At 57.6% G+C, this 20,457-nt stretch carries 17 protein-coding genes and 1 pseudogene; all 18 read right to left on the reverse strand.

Translation table 11 applies throughout. The annotated features are described in order from the left end of the window. Nucleotides 1-127: 127 nt before the first annotated feature. The gene (gene tilS, locus ACIPIN_RS27605; protein WP_401124435.1) at nucleotides 128-1,456 is read right to left on the reverse strand and encodes a tRNA lysidine(34) synthetase TilS; all 1,329 of its coding nucleotides are present in this window, start codon (nucleotides 1,454-1,456) and stop codon (nucleotides 128-130) included. Between the two features lie 130 nt (nucleotides 1,457-1,586). Further along, entirely contained in the window at nucleotides 1,587-2,534 is a 948-nt protein-coding gene (locus ACIPIN_RS27610; RefSeq protein ID WP_347904420.1) for an acetyl-CoA carboxylase carboxyltransferase subunit alpha, read from the reverse strand. Nucleotides 2,535-2,687: 153 nt separating this feature from the next. Continuing rightward, nucleotides 2,688-6,209: a DNA polymerase III subunit alpha gene (gene dnaE / locus ACIPIN_RS27615; RefSeq protein ID WP_401124437.1), complete on the reverse strand. Its 3,522-nt coding sequence runs from the start codon at nucleotides 6,207-6,209 to the stop codon at nucleotides 2,688-2,690. A 215-nt stretch (nucleotides 6,210-6,424) separates the two neighbouring features. Further along, a complete protein-coding gene (rnhB, locus tag ACIPIN_RS27620) occupies nucleotides 6,425-7,051 on the reverse strand; it encodes a ribonuclease HII (RefSeq protein ID WP_401124459.1) in 627 nt (208 codons plus the stop codon). A gap of 11 nt (nucleotides 7,052-7,062) precedes the next feature. Next, nucleotides 7,063-8,193, reverse strand: coding sequence for a lipid-A-disaccharide synthase (gene lpxB, locus ACIPIN_RS27625; protein WP_401124439.1), 1,131 nt, complete (start codon nucleotides 8,191-8,193; stop codon nucleotides 7,063-7,065). A 2-nt stretch (nucleotides 8,194-8,195) separates the two neighbouring features. Continuing rightward, complete coding sequence (gene lpxA, locus ACIPIN_RS27630; protein WP_401124442.1) at nucleotides 8,196-8,972, reverse strand: acyl-ACP--UDP-N-acetylglucosamine O-acyltransferase; 777 nt, start codon at nucleotides 8,970-8,972, stop codon at nucleotides 8,196-8,198. After that, nucleotides 8,969-9,409, reverse strand: a complete 441-nt coding sequence (gene fabZ, locus ACIPIN_RS27635; protein ID WP_128607522.1) for a 3-hydroxyacyl-ACP dehydratase FabZ — start codon at nucleotides 9,407-9,409, stop codon at nucleotides 8,969-8,971. The genes lpxA and fabZ overlap by 4 nt, the downstream gene beginning before the upstream one ends. Nucleotides 9,410-9,517: 108 nt before the next feature. After that, nucleotides 9,518-10,573, reverse strand: a complete 1,056-nt coding sequence (gene lpxD / locus ACIPIN_RS27640) for a UDP-3-O-(3-hydroxymyristoyl)glucosamine N-acyltransferase (RefSeq protein ID WP_401124444.1) — start codon at nucleotides 10,571-10,573, stop codon at nucleotides 9,518-9,520. A 3-nt stretch (nucleotides 10,574-10,576) separates the two neighbouring features. Further along, a complete protein-coding gene (locus tag ACIPIN_RS27645) occupies nucleotides 10,577-11,080 on the reverse strand; it encodes an OmpH family outer membrane protein (protein WP_071551636.1) in 504 nt (167 codons plus the stop codon). Between the two features lie 45 nt (nucleotides 11,081-11,125). Further along, the gene (gene bamA / locus ACIPIN_RS27650; protein ID WP_401124447.1) at nucleotides 11,126-13,504 is read right to left on the reverse strand and encodes an outer membrane protein assembly factor BamA; all 2,379 of its coding nucleotides are present in this window, start codon (nucleotides 13,502-13,504) and stop codon (nucleotides 11,126-11,128) included. A 74-nt stretch (nucleotides 13,505-13,578) separates the two neighbouring features. Continuing rightward, the gene (gene rseP, locus ACIPIN_RS27655; RefSeq protein ID WP_401124449.1) at nucleotides 13,579-14,931 is read right to left on the reverse strand and encodes a sigma E protease regulator RseP; all 1,353 of its coding nucleotides are present in this window, start codon (nucleotides 14,929-14,931) and stop codon (nucleotides 13,579-13,581) included. A gap of 54 nt (nucleotides 14,932-14,985) precedes the next feature. Further along, a complete protein-coding gene (gene ispC, locus ACIPIN_RS27660) occupies nucleotides 14,986-16,176 on the reverse strand; it encodes a 1-deoxy-D-xylulose-5-phosphate reductoisomerase (protein WP_401124451.1) in 1,191 nt (396 codons plus the stop codon). Further along, a complete protein-coding gene (locus tag ACIPIN_RS27665; protein ID WP_401124453.1) occupies nucleotides 16,173-16,979 on the reverse strand; it encodes a phosphatidate cytidylyltransferase in 807 nt (268 codons plus the stop codon). The genes ispC and ACIPIN_RS27665 overlap by 4 nt, the downstream gene beginning before the upstream one ends. After that, complete coding sequence (gene uppS, locus ACIPIN_RS27670) at nucleotides 16,979-17,734, reverse strand: polyprenyl diphosphate synthase (RefSeq protein WP_054595911.1); 756 nt, start codon at nucleotides 17,732-17,734, stop codon at nucleotides 16,979-16,981. The genes ACIPIN_RS27665 and uppS overlap by 1 nt, the downstream gene beginning before the upstream one ends. Before the next feature lie 13 nt (nucleotides 17,735-17,747). Next, complete coding sequence (frr, locus tag ACIPIN_RS27675) at nucleotides 17,748-18,305, reverse strand: ribosome recycling factor (protein ID WP_071551642.1); 558 nt, start codon at nucleotides 18,303-18,305, stop codon at nucleotides 17,748-17,750. Then, the gene (gene pyrH, locus ACIPIN_RS27680; protein WP_003172271.1) at nucleotides 18,302-19,045 is read right to left on the reverse strand and encodes a UMP kinase; all 744 of its coding nucleotides are present in this window, start codon (nucleotides 19,043-19,045) and stop codon (nucleotides 18,302-18,304) included. Before pyrH ends, frr begins: the two co-directional genes overlap by 4 nt. 210 nt (nucleotides 19,046-19,255) lie before the next feature. Beyond that, nucleotides 19,256-20,119 (reverse strand): translation elongation factor Ts, encoded by an 864-nt coding sequence (gene tsf, locus ACIPIN_RS27685; RefSeq protein ID WP_401124457.1) that lies wholly within the window; start codon nucleotides 20,117-20,119, stop codon nucleotides 19,256-19,258. A gap of 205 nt (nucleotides 20,120-20,324) precedes the next feature. Further along, nucleotides 20,325-20,457: pseudogene (locus tag ACIPIN_RS27690) on the reverse strand (30S ribosomal protein S2); the annotation flags it as partial.

A 20,457-nucleotide genomic window follows, 5' to 3' on the forward strand; every position in this document is an offset into this window, starting at 1 on the left:
CGTTGCTCGCTACACATTTTTTGGAATCGCCCAGCAAAGACTGCTTGGTAATCGGCAACTCCTGCAATTCAGTTGAATCCACAGAAGTTGTATCAAGAAGGGAGCGTAGTCTACCGGAAAGCCCCTTTCAGCTCAAACCTTGATCGTTGATCGCTGGCTGCCACTGCAAAAGGCAGTTTCCCCTCGCGCTACCGTCGAGCCCGCGCAGGTTTGCCACCGCGAGCAATTGTTCATTGCAGTAGAGCAGCGGCAATCTGCCACGGGCGAACAGCGGCACGCCGCTTTCATTGAGCAAACGCTTGAGATCCCGATGCCCTCGCCCGGGCAAATACATGACTTCACCGCCCTGCCGGTAGCGCACGCTTAATACGCCTTCAGGAATGACCCCACTGAAGGTGAGCTGGCCGTTATCGGGCAGCAGCAGTCTCGCCGACAGATCAGGCCACAGTGGAGCTGGCTCAGGGAGGTTCAGCCAACGGCCGGACAACCACCAGACTCGCCCGTTCGCACGATGTAATTCACCGTCTGCCAGACGCCAGATCGGCCGCGCATCCATCGCTGCATCGCGCAAATTTTCCCAACCCGACCAATGGTCACTGTCCGGCAAACGCGTCAGCGGCACCAGCCAGTGGCTGAGTGCATTGCGCTGGCGAGCGGAGGAGAGTTTTTCAAGCGCTGCCACTTCCAAAGACGGCACGCCCAGCCAATCGAATTCGCTGACGGTTGCGGCTTGAGCCAGATCCATCTCGGCCAGGTCATCGAGCAAACCCTGCGCCTCACTCAAATGCGCGGCACTGCGGGCGATGGTGGCCACGGCCTGCGGCCAACGCTGAGTGAGCACCGGAAAAATCTGCTGCCGAAGGTAGTTACGAGAGAACTGCTGATCAGCGTTCGAGGGGTCTTCGATCCAGCTCAATTGATGTTCGGCGGCATAGGCTTCGAGTTCGGCCCTTGAGACATCGAGTAACGGCCGCACCAAATACCCAAGACCCAACGGACGCTGCGACGGGATCGCCGACAACCCTCTCACCCCGGCCCCACGCAACAGACGAAACAAAAGCGTTTCTGCCTGATCATCGCGGTGCTGGGCCGTCAGTAGCAACTCATTGGCCTGGGTCACCCCTACAAAGGCGCCATACCGCGCGTCACGCGCCGCGCGCTCAAGACTCGCACCGGGCAAGACCTGAACGTGAACGACCGCCAACGGCACACCCAGCGCGTCACACACCGACTGACAATGTCCTGGCCACGCATCAGCCGCAGCCTGGAGACCGTGATGAATGTGAATAGCGTTGAGTTCGGGCAGGGACTGGCTTTTTGCGAGTTGCACGAGAAGGTGCAGCAGAACGGTGGAGTCGAGACCACCGGAGAAAGCGACACGCCAGGTTTTAGCGTTGCGCCAAGGGGTAAGACTCAGAAGAAGCCTGGCTGGCAGATCAATCGTGGGTTGTTTCATATTGATCACTTCACGCAAATCAAATGTGGGAGCGGGCTTGCTCGCGAAGGTGGCTCAACATTCAACACATTGGTTGTCTGTTATACCGCTTTCGCGAGCAAGCCCGCTCCCACATTGAAGCTCGGTCAGATCAGAGACCGTAGCTCATCAGACGCTCGTAACGGCGTGCCAGCAGCGCGTCGTTGTCGAACTTCTTCAGCATCGCCAGTTGCGAACTCAACTCGGCACGGATCGAAGCCGCAGCAGCCGCTGGGTTGCGGTGCGCGCCGCCCAGTGGCTCGCTGATCACTTTATCAACGATACCCAGACCTTTCAGGCGCTCGGCGGTGATGCCCATGGCTTCAGCGGCATCCGGGGCTTTCTCGGCGGTTTTCCACAGAATCGAGGCGCAACCTTCCGGCGAGATCACCGCGTAGGTCGAGTACTGCAGCATGTTCAACTGATCGCAAACGCCGATCGCCAGTGCACCACCGGAACCACCTTCACCGATCACGGTGGCGATGATTGGGGTTTTCAGGCGAGCCATGACGCGCAGGTTCCAGGCAATCGCTTCACTCTGGTTGCGCTCTTCAGCGTCGATGCCAGGGTATGCACCCGGAGTGTCGATGAAGGTCAGGATCGGCATTTTGAAACGTTCGGCCATTTCCATCAGACGGCAGGCCTTGCGGTAGCCCTCCGGGCGCGGCATGCCGAAGTTGCGGCGAACCTTCTCGCGCACTTCACGGCCTTTCTGGTGACCGATGATCATCACCGGCTGGTCATCCAGTCGAGCAACACCGCCGACAATCGCGGCGTCGTCGGAGAAGTGGCGGTCACCGTGCAATTCATCGAACTCGGTGAAGATGTGTTCGATGTAGTCCAGGGTGTACGGGCGACGCGGATGACGCGCCAGACGCGCGATCTGCCAGCTGGTCAACTTGCCGAAGATGTCTTCGGTGAGCGTGCTGCTCTTGTCTTGCAGGCGGGAGATTTCATCGCCGATATTCAGCGAATTGTCATTACCGACCAAGCGCAACTCTTCGATCTTGGCTTGCAGGTCGGCGATCGGCTGTTCGAAATCAAGAAAATTCGGGTTCATAGGCGTCCGTCTTGGGTCGACGTCCAAGAGAGCTTGGGCCGGCCGGTTGTCTATTCGCGCCCTACCTTAAGGGACAGGCGCGTTCAGGTCGAGATTAAAAATTGGGTCGAGGTCAAGGCGTAACTCTTAATGGTAAAGAATGGCACCTGACCGTCAACGGTATTGGAGGAAGACGTTGTCTCGCCCGAACTGGTCACGCAGGGCTTGAATCAAGGCATCCGCCGGATCGATTCGCCAGCCTTCACCGAACTGCAACAGGGCCTTGGCGTCAGGGCTGGTGTACTCCATGGTAATCGGGCACGCGCCACGGTGACGTTTGAACAACTCGCCCAGCCAGCGCAACTGATCACCTTTCAAGTCCTGTGTCTGGACCTTCAAGCGCAGGCTTTCAGCCAGGTTAGTGCGCGCATCTTCCATGCTCATCACCCGCTTGACCCGCAAGCGCAGGCCACCGGAGAAGTCGTCATTGCTGACTTCGCCTTCGACCACCACCATCGCGTCAGTCTGCAGCAGTGACTGCGCGGAATGGAACGCCTCGGCAAACAGCGACGCTTCGATCCGTCCCGAGCGGTCGTCGAGGGTGATGAAGCCCATCTTGTCGCCCTTTTTGTTCTTCATCACCCGCAAGGCAATGATCATGCCCGCGACTGTCTGTGTATCACGCGCCGGTTTCAGATCGATGATGCGTTGACGGGCAAAGCGGCGGATTTCACCTTCGTATTCGTCGATCGGGTGACCGGTCAGGTACAGCCCCAGGGTATCTTTCTCCCCCTTCAGGCGCTCCTTGAGCGTCAGCTCCTTGGCTTTGCGGTGATTGGCATAGACGTCGGCGTCTTCTTCGACAAACAGGCCTCCAAACAGGTCAGCGTGACCACTGTCGTGGGTCCGTGCAGTCTGCTCGGCCGCCTTGATCGCTTCTTCCATGGCCGTCAGCAAGACTGCTCGATTGCGGTCGATGTTGGCCTGATAGGCTTTAGGTTCATCGTGGAAATACGGGCCGAGTCGGTCCAGCGCACCACTGCGGATCAACCCGTCGAGGGTCCGTTTGTTGATGCGTTTGAGGTCGACCCGGGCACAAAAATCGAACAGATCCTTGAACGGCCCTTCCTGACGCGCTTCAGTAATCGCTTCAACCGGCCCTTCGCCAACCCCCTTGATCGCCCCCAGACCGTAAATAATGCGGCCTTCGTCGTTCACCGTGAACTTGAACTCCGAAGTGTTCACGTCCGGTGCGTCGAGGCGCAACTTCATGGTCCGCACCTCTTCGATCAAGGTCACGACCTTGTCGGTGTTGTGCATATCCGCCGAGAGCACCGCCGCCATGAACGGCGCCGGGTAGTGAGCTTTCAGCCACGCCGTCTGGTACGACACCAGGCCGTAGGCGGCGGAGTGAGATTTGTTGAAGCCGTAACCGGCGAATTTCTCCACCAGATCGAAGATGTTACCGGCAAGGTCGGCATCGATATTGTTGGTCGTGCAACCTTCAATGAAACCGCCGCGCTGCTTGGCCATTTCTTCGGGCTTTTTCTTACCCATGGCCCGACGCAGCATGTCCGCACCACCGAGGGTGTAACCGGCCATGACCTGGGCGATCTGCATCACCTGTTCCTGATACAGGATGATGCCGTAGGTCGGCGCCAATACCGGCTTGAGGCCTTCGTACTGGTAGTCCGAGTGCGGATACGCCAGTTCGGCGCGACCGTGCTTACGGTTGATGAAGTCATCCACCATGCCCGATTGCAGCGGGCCCGGACGGAACAACGCCACCAGTGCGATCAAGTCTTCCAGGCAGTCGGGCTTGAGCTTTTTGATCAGCTCTTTCATGCCGCGCGACTCGAGCTGGAACACCGCGGTGGTTTCAGCTTTTTGCAGCAACTGGTATGTCGGCTTGTCATCCAGCGGGATGAAGGCGATATCCAGCGGCGGCTGGTCGACCTTGGCGCGGTCGCGGTTGATGGTTTTCAGCGCCCAATCGATGATGGTCAGGGTCCGCAGACCCAGGAAGTCGAACTTCACCAGACCCGCAGCCTCGACGTCGTCCTTGTCGAACTGGGTTACCAGGCCGCCACCCTCTTCGTCGCAATAGATCGGCGAAAAGTCAGTCAGCTTGGTCGGCGCGATAACCACACCACCGGCGTGCTTACCGACGTTACGCACAATGCCCTCAAGCTTGCGGGCCATTTCCCAGATTTCTGCGGCTTCTTCATCGACCTTGATGAAGTCACGGAGGATTTCTTCCTGCTCGTAGGCTTTCTCCAGGGTCATGCCGACTTCGAAGGGGATCATCTTCGACAGACGATCCGCCAGTCCGTAGGACTTGCCCTGCACCCGTGCCACGTCACGGACCACAGCCTTGGCGGCCATGGAACCGAAGGTGATGATCTGGCTTACCGCGTTGCGACCGTATTTCTCGGCCACGTAGTCAATCACCCGGTCGCGACCGTCCATGCAGAAGTCGACGTCGAAGTCGGGCATGGAAACCCGTTCCGGGTTAAGGAAACGTTCGAACAGCAGGTCATATTCCAGCGGATCGAGGTCGGTGATCTTCTGCACATAGGCCACCAGCGACCCGGCACCCGACCCACGGCCAGGACCTACCGGTACGCCGTTGTTCTTGGCCCACTGGATAAAGTCCATAACGATCAGGAAGTAACCGGGGAACCCCATCTGGATGATGATATCCAGCTCGAAATTCAACCGGTCAACGTAGACCTGACGCTTGGCGTCGTAATCTTCGGTCGTGTCCTTGGGCAGCAGAACGCTCAAGCGCTCTTCCAGGCCATCGAAGGAGACTTTGCGGAAATACTCGTCGATGGTCATGCCATCGGGAATCGGGAAGTTGGGCAGGAAGTGTTTGCCGAGCTTCACATCGATATTGCAGCGTTTGGCGATCTCGACGGTGTTTTCCAACGCTTCAGGCAAGTCGCTGAACAACTCGGCCATTTCCTCGGCGCTTTTCAGGTACTGCTGATCGCTGTAGTTCTTCGAACGGCGCGGATCGTCGAGCGCCCGGCCTTCACCGATGCAAACACGGGTTTCGTGAGCCTCGAAGTCTTCGCGCTTGATGAAGCGCACATCGTTGGTCGCCACCAACGGCGCGCCGATCTTGTCGGCCAGGGCCACGGCGGCGTGCAGTTGTTCTTCGTCGTTTGGACGATTGGTGCGCTGGATTTCCAGATAGAAACGATCCGGGAACACCGCCATCCATTCACGAGCCAGGGTTTCGGCTTCGTCAGGATTGCCACTCAGCAAGGCGATACCAATCTCGCCCTCTTTTGCCGCCGAGAGCATGATCAAGCCTTCGCTGGCCTCGGCCACCCATTCGCGCTCGATGATGATCTGGCCATTGCGCTGGCCGTCGATGAAGCCGCGCGAAATCAACTCGGTGAGGTTGCGGTAGCCAACGGCGTTCATCGCCAGGAAGCTGATCCGGCTCAGCGGGTTATCGGGATCCTTGTTTGACAGCCACAGGTCGGCGCCACAGATAGGCTTGATACCGGCGCCCATGGCGTTTTTGTAGAACTTGACCAGGGAACACATGTTGTTCTGGTCGGTGACCGCCACGGCAGGCATGTTCATGCCGACCAGGGTCTTGACCAGCGGTTTGATCCGCACCAGACCGTCGACCAGGGAATATTCAGTGTGCAGGCGTAGGTGAATGAATGAAGCCGGCATAGTGATCCTGTAGAAGCGTGAAAACGACAAGGCCCGGAAATCCGGTACTTTAAAGCGACTGCGCTTGGTAATCCTGCGTTGAACGCCGGCTCGAAATGCTCATTGACTACAGTCAACTCCGCTTTCTCGACGCCGTTCGCCTTGGCTTACCTGCGCTCGTTACGCTTTAAAGCACCGGATTGTACCGGGCCCTGAGCAAAACATCAGCCTGTCGACTAAACCTCAGTCAGGCCTTCACGCGCCTCATAGGCAAGGCGCACCGGAGCAAACGAGCGCCGGTGAATCGGCGTCGGCCCCAGCCGGGCCAACGCTTCCAGATGAACGGGCGTCGGGTAGCCTTTGTGGCCGCCGATACCGTAACCCGGATAAATCAATTCGAACGCAGCCATTTCGCGATCACGGCTGACTTTCGCCAGAATCGACGCTGCTGCGATGGCCGGGACCTTGCTATCGCCCTTGACCACGGCTTCGGCAGGCATTGCCAGTTTCGGGCAACGGTTGCCATCGATCATCGCCAGTTTCGGCGTGATGTGCAGACCTTCGACAGCGCGCTGCATGGCCAGCATGGTGGCGTGCAGAATATTCAGCTCATCGATTTCTTCGACTTCGGCACGTGCGATGCACCAGCTCAGAGCTTTCTCGCAGATTTCGTCGTAGAGCTTTTCGCGACGCGCTTCTGTGAGCTTCTTCGAGTCGTTGAGCCCGAGGATCGGCCGGCTCGGATCGAGGATCACCGCCGCCGTCACTACCGCGCCGCAGAGCGGGCCGCGACCGACTTCATCGACACCGGCCACCAGGTCTTCGGCGTCTGCGACGAGGGTAAAATCCAGGCCCATTTGCATCTTTACGTTACTCATTGGGGTGTGCCGATCAGATTGAGGACGGCTTCTGCGGCCTGGTTCGAGGCATCGCGGCGCAAGGTCCGGTGAATCTGGTCAAAACCGGTGGTTTGCTCTTCACCGCCATCGATCAGCGGCGACAGCGTCAGCGCCAGTGCTTCAGGGGTTGCATCGTCCTGCAGCAACTCGGGTACCAGCAGCCGCTGAGCCAGCAAATTCGGCAAGGAGATGTAAGGGCTTTTCACCATGCGCTTGAGGATCCAGAACGTCAGCGGCGCCAGGCGATACGCGACAACCATCGGCCGCTTGTACAGCAAGGCCTCCAGTGTCGCGGTCCCCGACGCAATCAGCACCGCATCGCAAGCAGCCAGCGCCTGATGGGAACGGCCATCGAGCAAGGTCACCGGCAAATCGCGGCTGGCCAGCAGCTCTTCGAGCTGCACACGGCGTTCAGGGCTGGCGCAAGGCATGACGAACCGCACACCGGGACGCATGGCTCGCAAACGCTCGGCAGTGTCGAGGAACAAGGCACCCAGGCGCCCAACCTCACCACCCCGACTGCCCGGCATCAGAGCAACCAATGGGCCTTCTGGCAGTCCCAGTTCGGCACGCGCAGCCGAGCGATCAGCCTCAAGGGGGATCACATCGGCCAAGGAGTGACCGACAAACCGCACCGGCACGCCCTTCTCTTCGTAGAATTTGGCTTCGAACGGGAACAGCGTGAGCATCAGATCGCAGCCTTCGCGAATCTTCAGTACGCGCTTTTGGCGCCACGCCCAAACCGAAGGGCTGACGTAATGCACGGTCTTGATCCCGGCCTGACGCAGCTTGAGCTCGATATTGAGGGTGAAATCCGGTGCGTCGATGCCGATGAAAACATCCGGCTTTTCGGCTATGAGGGTCGCGATCAGTTTTTTGCGGCGGGCCAGCAGCTCGCGCAATCGACCCAGCACCTCGACCAGCCCCATGACCGCCAGGCGTTCCATCGGGAAGTAAGAGTCCAGGCCTTCAGCCTGCATCAGCGGACCGCCGACACCAATGAACTCAACCGCAGGATGCTGTGCCTTGAGCGCGCGCATCAGCCCCGCACCCAGAATATCGCCGGAGGCTTCGCCCGCCACCAGCGCAATACGCAGATTGGCCATGGTTAACGGGTAATGCCGCGAGTCGAAGACTGAATGGAGTCACGGAATACCGCGACTTCCGGGAACTGTTCCGACGGCTCGGTCAACTCGACAAGCGCTTGTTCGACCGTCAAACCCTGGCGATAAACCACTTTATAGGCACGGCGTAATGCGTGGATCGCATCCTCGCTGAAACCACGGCGACGCATGCCTTCGAAGTTCATGCTACGGGCTTCGGCAGGGTTGCCGAACACCGTGACATAGGCCGGAACGTCCTTGCCAATGGCCGTGCCCATGCCGGAAAAGCTGTGGGCGCCAATATGGCAATACTGATGAACCAGGGTAAAACCGGACAGGATCGCCCAGTCGTCGACATGCACATGACCGGCCAACGCAGTGTTATTGACCAGGATGCAGTTATTGCCGATAACGCTGTCATGGCCAATATGGGCATAGGCCATGATCAGGTTGTGGTCACCCAGGGTCGTTTCGGAACGATCCTGCACGGTGCCGCGGTGAATCGTCACGCCTTCACGGATGACATTGTGGTCGCCGATCACCAGACGGGTTTCTTCACCCTTGTACTTCAAATCGGGCGTGTCCTCACCTACCGAAGAAAACTGGTAAATGCGGTTGTGCTTACCGATGCGTGTCGGGCCCTTGAGAATCACGTGCGGGCCGATCACTGTTCCCTCGCCGATTTCCACACCAGCGCCGACGATCGACCAAGGGCCGACCTCGACGTCGTCGGCCAGAATGGCCGTCGGATCGATGATTGCGCGAGGGTCAATCAAACTCATAGTTTGCGTTCCGCACAGATGATTTCAGCAGAACAGACTGGTTTGCCATCGACCGAAGCCTGGCATTCGAACTTCCAGATCTGACGCTTGCAGCTGAGAAACTTGGCTTCAAGAATCAGCTGATCACCCGGCAGAACCGGCTGACGGAAACGCAGCTTGTCGGAGCCGACGAAGTAGTAAAGCGTGCCATCGGCTGGCTTCACGTCGAGCATTTTGAAACCAAGGATCCCGGCAGCCTGAGCCATCGCTTCAATGATCAGTACGCCCGGCATGATTGGATGCGCAGGGAAGTGACCGTTGAAGAACGGTTCGTTGATGCTGACATTCTTGTAGGCGCGAATGCGCTTGCCCTCAACATCCAGCTCCACTACCCGGTCCACCAGCAGGAACGGGTAACGGTGAGGCAGGTATTCGCGAATCTCGTTGATGTCCATCATTTCGGGGGGAAGCCTATGTAAAGATTGGGAGCGCGCGACTGACGCACACTCCTCTAGCAAATCAAGGAGGCAGTCTAACGGCTGTGCACACTTGATATGGAAATGGTATCAGCCATCTGATGAAGCATTGCTGTCAGGGGTCACGTCCCCAACACGCTTTTCCAGCTGTCGCAGACGTCGCGCGATGTCATCGAGCTGACGAATACGTGCCGCGCTTTTGCGCCACTCGGCAGCCGGTTGCATGGCCGTCCCGGACGAATAGGAGCCCGGCTCGGTAATCGAGTGAGTCACCATGGTCATTCCGGTCAGGAATACGTTGTCGCAAATATCAATGTGTCCGACCAGCCCCACACCACCCGCCAGCATGCAGTGCTTGCCGATTTTGGTGCTGCCGGAAATCCCCACGCACGCAGCCATGGCGGTGTGATCACCGACTTGCACGTTGTGGGCGATCTGAATCTGGTTATCGAGCTTCACGCCATTGCCGATGATGGTGTCGGCCAACGCACCGCGGTCGATGGCGGTATTCACGCCTATCTCCACATCGTCACCGATCAATACCCCACCCACCTGGGCGATTTTCTGCCAGATGCCTTTTTCGTTGGCAAAACCAAAGCCTTCACCACCGAGCACGGCACCGGACTGAATGACCACGCGCTTGCCGATGCGTACGTCGTGATACAGCGTCACACGCGGAGCCAACCAGCCGTCCTCACCGATCTCGCTGCGCGCACCGATGAAGCAGTGCGCACCGACCGTCACGCCTGCGGCGATTCGCGCAGCGCTTTCGATCACGGCAAACGCACCGATACTCGCTGCTGGATCAACCACTGCATCCGTCGCCACAACCGCCGTCGGATGAATACCGGCAGCAGCCTTGGGTTTTGGATCAAACAGATGGGAAACCCGCGCATACGCCAGGTACGGATCAGGCACAACCAGCGCATCACCGACAAAGCCTTCTGCGTCAGCGGCCTTCAGCAACACGGCTGCGGCCTGGCTGTCGGCCAGATATTTACGGTATTGGGGATTTGCCAGAAAGCTCAACTGAGCTGGGCCAGCCTCCTGCAAGGTGGCTAGCCCAGTGATTTCTTTCTCCGCGGAGCCACGCAGGGTGGCGCCGAGGAACTCGGCCAATTGGCCGAGCTTTATAGTCGCTGTCATGGATTACTTCAGCTGATTCATGCGCTCGATAACCTGGCGAGTGATGTCGTACTGAGGTTTGACATCAATCACTGCGCCACGCTCGAAGACCAGGTCATAAGCACCTTTCTTGATGACTTCTTCCACTGCGCTGTCCAGCTTCGGCTTGAGCTGCTTCAGCATTTCACGGTCAGCAACGGCTTTGGCTTCGTTCAGCTCCTTGGACTGGAACTGGAAGTCACGGGCCTTCTGCTTGAATTCGAGCTCAAGACGCTCACGCTCGCCCTGGGCCATTTTGTCGCCACCGCTGACCAGACGATCCTGGATGCCTTTGGCACTGCTTTCCAGGGTTTTGAGCTTGGTCAGCTGCGGGCCGAACTTCTTCTCGGCATCCACGGCGTACTTTTTCGCCGCATCAGACTCCAGCAGAGCCATTTGATAGTTCAGTACTGCAATTTTCATTTCGGCAAATGCCGGGGTTGCTACCAGGACAGTTGCCAGGAGAACCAATTGAGTCAACTTACGCACGATGCACTCCTACAAAATCCATTGTCGTTATCTTGGATCAGACTATTAGAAAGTCTGACCGAGGGAGAATTGGAACACTTGGGTCTCTGCATTGCTGTCCGGTTTCTTGACCGGCATTGCCAAGGCAAAGCTCAACGGACCAAGGGCGGTAACCCATGTCACACCAACACCCACCGAACTGGCCATATTACTCAGGCTAATGTCGTTGCACTGCGTTTTAGACTTCGAACCATCGGCGTTAGTGCTCTGCGTGCAAGTCGAGTCGAACACGTTACCCACGTCCCAGAATACCGAAGTGCGCAAGGAACGCTGATCTTTCACGAACGGCAGAGGGAACAGAACCTCTACACCGCCCTGAATCAGGACGTTACCACCAAACGGCAGCGCATTCTGGTCCGGGTCGACGGAAGTTCCAGGGTTAACGCCACGACTCGGCGTACTGCGAGGACCCAGGGTGCTGTCCTTGAAGCCACGAACCGAGTTGAAACCACCTGCGTAGTAGTTCTCGTAGAACGGCAGGCCACTGGTCGAACCGTAACCATCACCATAGCCCAGCTCTGTATGCAGACGCATGGTGTAGTTGTCACTCAATGGCTGGAACAGCTGACCACGGTAATCGAGTTTGAAGAAAGACAGGTCGCTACCCGGTGTCGTCGCTTCCATCGTCAAGCTCTGGGAGTGACCACGGGTCGCCAGCACGCCTTTGTTCAGAGTCGACTCGGACCAACCGGCCGAGGCCTTGAAGTTCAGGTACTGATCGCCTTCACGGTTAACGAAGTCAAAAATCTCGTCAACGGTGTACTGCCCGGTCTTGATCTTGTCTTGCTGCGCCGTCAGACCGAAGGTCAGACGCGAAGTCTCGCTGATCGGATAACCGACGCTGACGCCAGCACCCACGCTGTCTACCGCATAGCTGGCTACGTTGACGTCGAGGTTTTTGTAGTCAGTGGTGCGATAGAAAGCGTTGTAACCCAGGCTCACGCCATCGGCAGTCCAGTACGGGTCAACGTAGCCGAAGTTGTAACGGCTCTGGTATTGGCTACGGGTCAAGCCGATGCTGACCTTGTTACCGGTACCCAGGAAGTTGTTCTGGGTAATCGAACCACCCAGGATCAAACCGGCGCTCTGAGCAAAACCAACGCTGGCAGTAATCGAACCGGAAGGCTGCTCTTCAACGGCGTAGTTCACGTCAACCTGGTCATCGACACCCGGTACAGCCGGAGTCTCGACGTTGACTTCCTTGAAGAAGCCCAGACGTTCCAGACGGGTCTTGGACTGGTCGATCAAGTAGGTCGAAGCCCAGCCACCTTCCATCTGACGCATTTCACGACGCAGCACTTCGTCTTCCGACTTGGTGTTGCCGCGGAAGTTGATACGGTTTACGTAAGCACGCTTGCCCGGATCGACCACAAAGGTGATATCAACCGTGTGATCGTCGCCATGTGGAGTAGGTACACCGTTTACGTTGGCGAAGGTGTAACCCTCGTTACCCAGACGACGGGTGATCAATTCAGAAGTCGTGGTCATCAGCTTGCGCGAGAACACCTGACCTTTTTGCACCAGCAGCAGCGCTTTGACCTGGTCTTCAGGAACCTTCAGGTCACCGCTGAGCTTCACGTCACGAACGTTGTACTTCTGACCTTCGTTGACGTTAACAGTGATATAGACGTGTTTTTTGTCCGGGGTGATCGAAACCTGGGTCGAAGCGATATCCATGTTGATATAGCCACGGTCCAGGTAATAGGAGCGCAGACGCTCCAGGTCACCGGAGAGTTTTTCACGAGCGTACTTGTCATCGTTCTTGAAGAACGACAGCCAGTTGGTGGTCTTGAGTTCGAACAGGTCGATCAGGTCTTCATCAGGGAAAACCGTGTTACCCACCACATTGATGTGCTGGATAGCCGCGACAGTGCCTTCGTTGATATTGACCTTCAAGCCAACGCGGTTACGCGGCTGAGGAACAACCTCGGTATCGACGGTCGCCGAGTAGCGACCTTGGGCGACGTACTGACGCTGCAGTTCGTTACGTACACCTTCAAGCGTCGCACGCTGGAAGATCTCGCCTTCGGCCAGACCGGATTGTTTAAGGCCTTTCATCAGGTCTTCAGTGGAGATCGCCTTGTTACCTTCGATCTCGATACTGGCGACCGACGGGCGTTCGACTACAGTGATGACCAGGACATTGCCATCGCGGCCCAGCTGGATATCTTGAAAGAAACCGGTTTTGAACAGAGCACGAGTGGATTCCACCAGGCGACGATCGTCCGCCTGTTCACCGACGTTCAACGGCAAGGCACCAAAGACGCTACCCGCGGATACCCGCTGGAGGCCATTGACGCGAATATCGGAGATAGTGAAGGACTCGGCGTGAACTTCGGCGATCATCAATACGGTGAGAACCGCAGTTAGCAGCAGACGTTTCATGAAGTCCTTTCTTATTCCAACTGGCAATAAACAAACTGCCGCAACCTGCGGCATATTCGCAATTCAGCGAAGCGTTACAGTCGACTCAGATCGTTGACCAGAGCAAGCAACATCACCCCGACCACCAAACTGATACCGATCTGTATCCCCCAACCCTGCACCCGATCCGACAAGGGACGACCACGCGCCCACTCGATCAGATAAAACAACAAATGCCCCCCATCCAGTACAGGAATGGGCAACAAATTCAGAACTCCCAGGCTAATACTCAGATAAGCTAGGAAATTCAGGAAATCAGCGACACCCGACTGGGCAGAAGCGCCCGCCACTTTAGCAATGGTTATCGGTCCACTCAAGTTTTTTACCGAGAGCTCGCCGAACAACATTTTCTTTAGTGAATCAAGGGTCAACACACTCATGGTCCAGGTGCGTCGAGCACCTTCGCCAATTGCCGCCACAGGACCGAAGCTGACCTCGCGAATCATCTCTGGTGGCCAATCGATAGCCTTCACCCCCGCACCCAGATAACCACTGGCCACTTTCGCCTTACCGCGGGTTGCCAAGGTGACCGGGACGTCGATTTGAGCACCGTCACGCTCGATATGCAGCACAATTTTGGTATCAGGACGTACACGGACCCAATCAACCACTTGCTGCCAATCGGTCAGCGCTTGGCCATCGAGCGCCAACAGACGATCGCCGGTCTTCAGGCCAGCAGCCTGCGCCGGGCCTTTAGGGTCTAACTCAGCCAACACCGGCGGCAATACCGGACGCCAGGGACGAATACCCAGCGAGCGAATCGGATCCGGCTCATCGGCGCCCTTGAGCCAATGATCCAGGACCAGCTCACGAGGTGAATCAGCGGTAGAGCCCTGTTCGCGCACCAGCAATTGCAACGGACCGCTTTCACCAAGACGCCGGACCAATTGCAGATTCACTGCCGCCCAGCCCGAAGTCGGCTCACCGTCGATGGCGACGATTTCCTGCCCCGGACTCAATCCAGCCTTGGCAGCGATACTGCCGATTTCAACAGCGCCGATGACCGGGCGCACCTGCTCGGTGCCCAGCATCGCCAGCCCCCAGAAAAACACCATCGCCAACAGAAAGTTGGCGATAGGCCCGGCAGCAACGATGGCGATGCGCTGACGAACGGATTTGCGGTTAAAGGCCTGGTCAAGCTGATCGACCGGCACTTCGCCTTCACGCTCATCAAGCATCTTCACGTAACCACCCAGAGGGATGGCGGCGATTACGAACTCGGTGCCGCGCCGATCATGCCAGCGCAGCAACGGCAGGCCGAAGCCCACGGAGAAACGCAGAACCTTGACGCCACAGCGACGCGCGACCCAGAAATGGCCAAATTCATGGAAGGTGACCAGCACGCCCAAAGCCACCAGGGTGCCGACAATCATATAGAGCGCGCTCATCTACTTTCTCCGCAATCCTATTCAGTGCTGCCGCGGGTAAACCAGCCGCAACACCTATCGCCCGTGACGACTCAACCAACGCTCGGCCAGGACACGCGCTTTCGCGTCCGCAGTGAAAACCGCATCGAGATCATCGACCGAAACCACAGGTTCGAGGTTTAACACCTCTTCGATGATACTCGCGATCTCCAGGTAACGGACACGTCCATCGAGAAAGCCCGCAACAGCCACCTCATTCGCGGCATTCAACATGGCCGGAGCACTGTTCCCGGCCTCGGCCGCCTGACGCGCCAGACGCAAGCATGGAAAGCGCTCTTCGTCGGGTGCCTGGAAGTCCAGACGCGCGATCGCAAACAGATCAAGCGGCGCAACCCCGGAATCGATGCGTTCAGGCCATGCCAGCGCGTTGGCGATCGGCGTCCGCATATCCGGATTGCCCAACTGCGCCAATACCGAGCCATCAACGTAGTCGACCAGCGAATGAATCACGCTTTGCGGATGAATCACCACTTCGACCTGCGACGGCTTGGCATCAAACAGCCAACAGGCCTCGATCAACTCCAGGCCCTTGTTCATCATGCTGGCCGAATCGACCGAAATCTTGCGCCCCATCGACCAGTTGGGATGGGCACACGCCTGCTCTGGCGTAACATGCGCCAACTCAGCCAAGGATGTCTGCCGGAACGGACCGCCAGAGGCTGTCAGTAAAATCCGTCGAACACCTACAGCGCCGAGCCCACGGGAAAAGTCTGCGGGCATGCACTGAAAGATCGCATTGTGCTCGCTGTCGATCGGCAGCAGCACCGACCCGCTCTTGTGCACAGCCTGCATGAACAGAGCGCCGGACATCACCAGCGCTTCTTTGTTGGCCAACAGAATTTTCTTGCCCGCCTCGACCGCTGCCAGTGTCGGACGCAATCCCGCCGCACCGACAATCGCCGCCATCACCGCATCGACTTCAGCGTCGGAGGCGACCTGACACAAGCCCTCCTCCCCCACCAGCACGCGCGTCGAAAGGCCTGCCGCCCGCAGATCGTCTTGCAGACGTCGGGCAGCCACTGGCTCTGGCACAACAGCAAAACGCGGCTCATGGCGAACGCACAAGGCCAGCAGCTCATTCAGACGAGAGTAGCCACTCAACGCAAAAACCTGATAACGCTCAGGATGACGAGCGATGACATCAAGGGTGCTCAGACCAATCGAGCCGGTCGCCCCCAGGACAGTGATCTGTTGTGGGCGGCTCACGATGCTGCCATCCACAGCAATACGGCAAACACGGGAATCGCTGCGGTGAGACTGTCAATACGATCCAGAACGCCGCCGTGGCCAGGCAGCAAATTGCTGCTGTCCTTGATCCCCGACTGGCGTTTGAACATGCTTTCGGTCAAATCGCCGACCACCGAAATAAACACGATAATCGCCGTGCCGATCAGCCCTTTCAGCATCTCGCCGGTCGTCCAGCTACGCACCAGACCAACGATGGCGGTGATCACCAGACTCAGCAGCAAGCCGCCGTACACGCCTTCCCAGCTCTTGCCAGGACTGACGTGCGGAGCAAGTTTGCGCTTGCCGAATGCCCGACCGGAAAAGTAAGCACCAATGTCTGCGCCCCAGACCAACACCATCACCGCCATGATCAGCCAGTTACCCAGCGGCTCTTGCTTGATCAGGATCAAACCTTGCCAGGCCGGCAGCAGGATCAGCAGGCCGATCACCAGCTTGCAGGCCGCACTGGCCCAATGTTCGCTGGTCTTGGGATAGGTCAGCACCAGGTAAGTCGCCGCCGCCCACCAGAGCACGGCAGCACCCAGCACCCAAGGCGAAAGCCCTGGCAGCACGTGCATGACAAACAGCATCGCCGCGACCACGGCCGCATAAGCGACGCGAATCGGTTGTGCAGTGAAACCCGCCAAACGCGCCCACTCCCAGGCACCGAGGGTCACGACCAATCCGATAAACAGCGCAAAACCGGAACCCTCGAGCAGAAAAAATCCGCACAAGGCGATCGGTAGCAGGATCAGCGCAGTGATGATTCGTTGTTTGAGCATTAAACCCGGGCTCCAGCCTCGACCTGCTCACTCGTTTTACCGAAGCGACGCTGGCGAGATGCGAAATCGGCCAGCGCATTACGCATGGCTTCGTGTTTGAAGTCCGGCCAGAACAGGTCGGAAAAATACAGCTCGGAGTACGCCAACTGCCACAGCAGGAAGTTGCTGATGCGATGCTCGCCACCGGTACGAATGCACAAGTCCGGCAGCGGCAGATCACCGGTAGCCAGGCAGGTTTGCAGCAACTGCGGGGTAATGTCATCCGGACGCAAATGCCCAGCCTGAACTTCTCGCGCCAGACGCTGCGCAGCCTGCGCGATATCCCACTGGCCACCGTAGTTCGCAGCGATCTGCAGAACAAAACGATTGGCGCCCACTGTCATCGCCTCCGCCTCACGCATTGCTGCTTGAAGCTCGGGATGAAAACGCGAACGGTCACCGATAATACGCAACGTGATGTTGTTGTCGTTCAGGCGCTTGGCCTCGCGACGCAATGCCTTGAAAAACAAATCCATCAAGGCGCTGACTTCATCGGCCGGACGCTGCCAGTTTTCACTGGAGAAGGCGAACAGGGTCAGTACTTCGACCCCGGCCTCAGCACACACCTCAATGACCGCGCGAACGGCATCGACGCCAGCCTTGTGCCCGGCAACACCGGGCAAGAAACGTTTTTTTGCCCAGCGATTATTGCCATCCATGATGATCGCGACGTGGCGCGGCACCGAGGACAGCACAGGCTGTTTGGTCTTTTCCATAAAAGCGCGACCCTTATACGGCCATCAAATCCGCTTCTTTTTGCTTCACGGCTGCTTCGATTTCCGCAACAAACTTGTCAGTCAGCTTCTGGATATCGTCAGCGGCGCGACGCTCTTCGTCTTCACTGATCTCTTTCTCTTTGACCAGATCCTTGAGCTGGCTCAAGGCATCACGACGGATATTGCGCACTGCTACACGACCATCTTCTGCCGCTTCACGCGCCTGCTTGGTGAAGCCCTTGCGGGTTTCTTCGGTCAGCGCCGGCATGGAGATCAGCAGCAGTTCACCGAGGTTGGTCGGGTTGAAGCCCAGACCCGAGCTCTGGATCGCCTTGTCGACGGCCGCCAGCATGTTGCGCTCGAAGGCCACGACTTGCAGAGTGCGCGAATCTTTGACGGTGACGTTGGCAACCTGGTTCAGCGGGGTGTCAGCGCCGTAGTAAGGCACCATCACACCACCCAGAATGCTTGGGTGAGCCTGGCCAGTGCGAATTCGGCTGAACGCGTGCGCCAGCGATTCCAGCGATTTGGTCATGCGCTCTTGAGCGTCTTTCTTGATTTCGTTGATCATTGTTGGCCTTCCTCGATCAGGGTTCCTTCAGCGCCGCCATGCACGATGTTCAGCAGGGCGCCAGGCTTGTTCATGTTAAATACGCGCAGCGGCATTTTGTGGTCGCGGCACAGGCAAATAGCCGTCAGATCCATCACACCCAGCTTGCGATCCAGCACTTCATCGTAGGTCAGATGATCGAACTTCTCGGCATGCGGGTCTTTGAATGGGTCAGCGGTGTACACACCATCAACCTTGGTCGCTTTCAACACGACGTCAGCATCGATCTCGATCGCTCGCAGGCAAGCTGCCGAGTCTGTGGTGAAGAACGGGTTGCCGGTACCGGCAGCGAAAATGACCACTTCCTTGGCGTTCAGGTGACGCATGGCTTTGCGGCGATCGTAATGATCGGTCACGCCCACCATGGAAATAGCCGACATCACGATCGCCGAGATATTCGCACGTTCCAGCGCGTCACGCATGGCCAGAGCGTTCATCACAGTGGCCAGCATGCCCATGTGGTCGCCAGTTACCCGATCCATGCCGGCCGCACTCAGTGCCGCACCGCGGAACAGATTACCACCACCAATCACCAGACCGACCTGAACGCCGATACCGACCAGTTGGCCGACTTCCAGCGCCATGCGATCCAGAACCTTGGGGTCGATCCCGAACTCTTCGGAGCCCATCAGGGCCTCGCCGCTAAGCTTGAGTAGAATGCGTTTATAGCGAGCCTGATAACCACTGCCCTGCTGAGCCATTGCGAATCTCTCCTGCGGCGTATTTTAAAAAATTCTTTGCGGGCTGTTTGCAGCCTGCGTTCACTCTAACGTGACGCTATCACAGCGCCATCGGAACACGGCTTTGTAAGCCAGTTCCGACAGAAAACCAAATAAATTGGCTTCCCCATCTGAAAAGAGGCTGCGCGCGTAAGCGGGCAGCCTCTTCAGGGCGACAGTTAAAAAACCGTCTTACGACTTGGCAGCAGCCAGCTGGGCAGCAACTTCTTCAGCGAAGTTGTCGACTGGCTTCTCGATGCCTTCGCCTACTTTGAAGTAGGTGAAGGAAACGATTTCAGCACCGGCTTTCTTGGCCAGCTCGCCGACCTTGATTTCAGGGTTCTTGACGAACGCCTGCTCAACCAGGCTGGCTTCGGCCAGGAACTTGCTGATACGGCCTTTGACCATGTTTTCAACGATGTTTTCCGGCTTGCCGGCGATCTTGTCAGCGTTCAGCGTCAGGAACACGCCTTTCTCGCGCTCGATCGCATCAGCGGAAACTTCCGATGGCAGCAGGAATTCAGGGTTGGTGGCCGCTACGTGCATAGCGATGTCCTTGGCCAGCTCAACATTGCCGCCTTTCAGGACAACTGCAACACCGATCTTGTTGCCGTGCAGGTAACCACCGACAACGTCACCTTCAACGCGTGCCAGACGACGGATGTTGACGTTTTCGCCAACCTTGCCGACCAGTACCAGGCGATCAGCTTCTTGAGCTTCGATCAGCGGAGCAACGTCTGCCAGCTTGTCGGCGAACGCTTTTTCAACGCTTGCAGCAACAAATGCCTTGAAGTCGTCCTGCAGGGCCAGGAAGTCGGTCTGCGAGTTCACTTCCAGCAGAACGGCGGATTTACCGTCTTCCTTCAGAGCGATAGCGCCTTCAGCAGCAACGTTGCCTGCTTTTTTGGCTGCCTTGATGGCGCCCGAAGCACGCATGTCATCAATGGCTTTTTCGATGTCGCCGCCAGCCTTGGTCAAGGCTTTCTTGCAGTCCATCATGCCTTCGCCAGTACGCTCGCGCAGTTCTTTGACCAACGCTGCAGTAATCTCTGCCATTTCAAAATTCCTCTTGGATAGGTTATCAACCATTCCACCCGATCGAACGGGCGTTCAATTCTTCCCGAACCACCCTTGTTAGCTGCTGCACATTACAAATGCAGTAGCGGCGCCCCTAAAAACAGGTGCCAACAAATGGTTTTCGAGGTGGCAAAAAGGGGGCCAAGCCCCCTTTTTGCTTACTGAGTCAACGCCAAGGCGTCAATTACTCAGCTGCTGCTACCGGAGCTTCTTCAACGAACTGCTCGGTGCCGCCAGCAACGTGGTTGCGACCACGGATTACAGCGTCAGCCATCGAACCCATGTACAGCTGGATAGCGCGGAGTGCGTCATCGTTG

It is taken from the genome of Pseudomonas sp. NPDC087697 (genome assembly GCF_044743155.1).
Lineage (GTDB): Bacteria > Pseudomonadota > Gammaproteobacteria > Pseudomonadales > Pseudomonadaceae > Aquipseudomonas.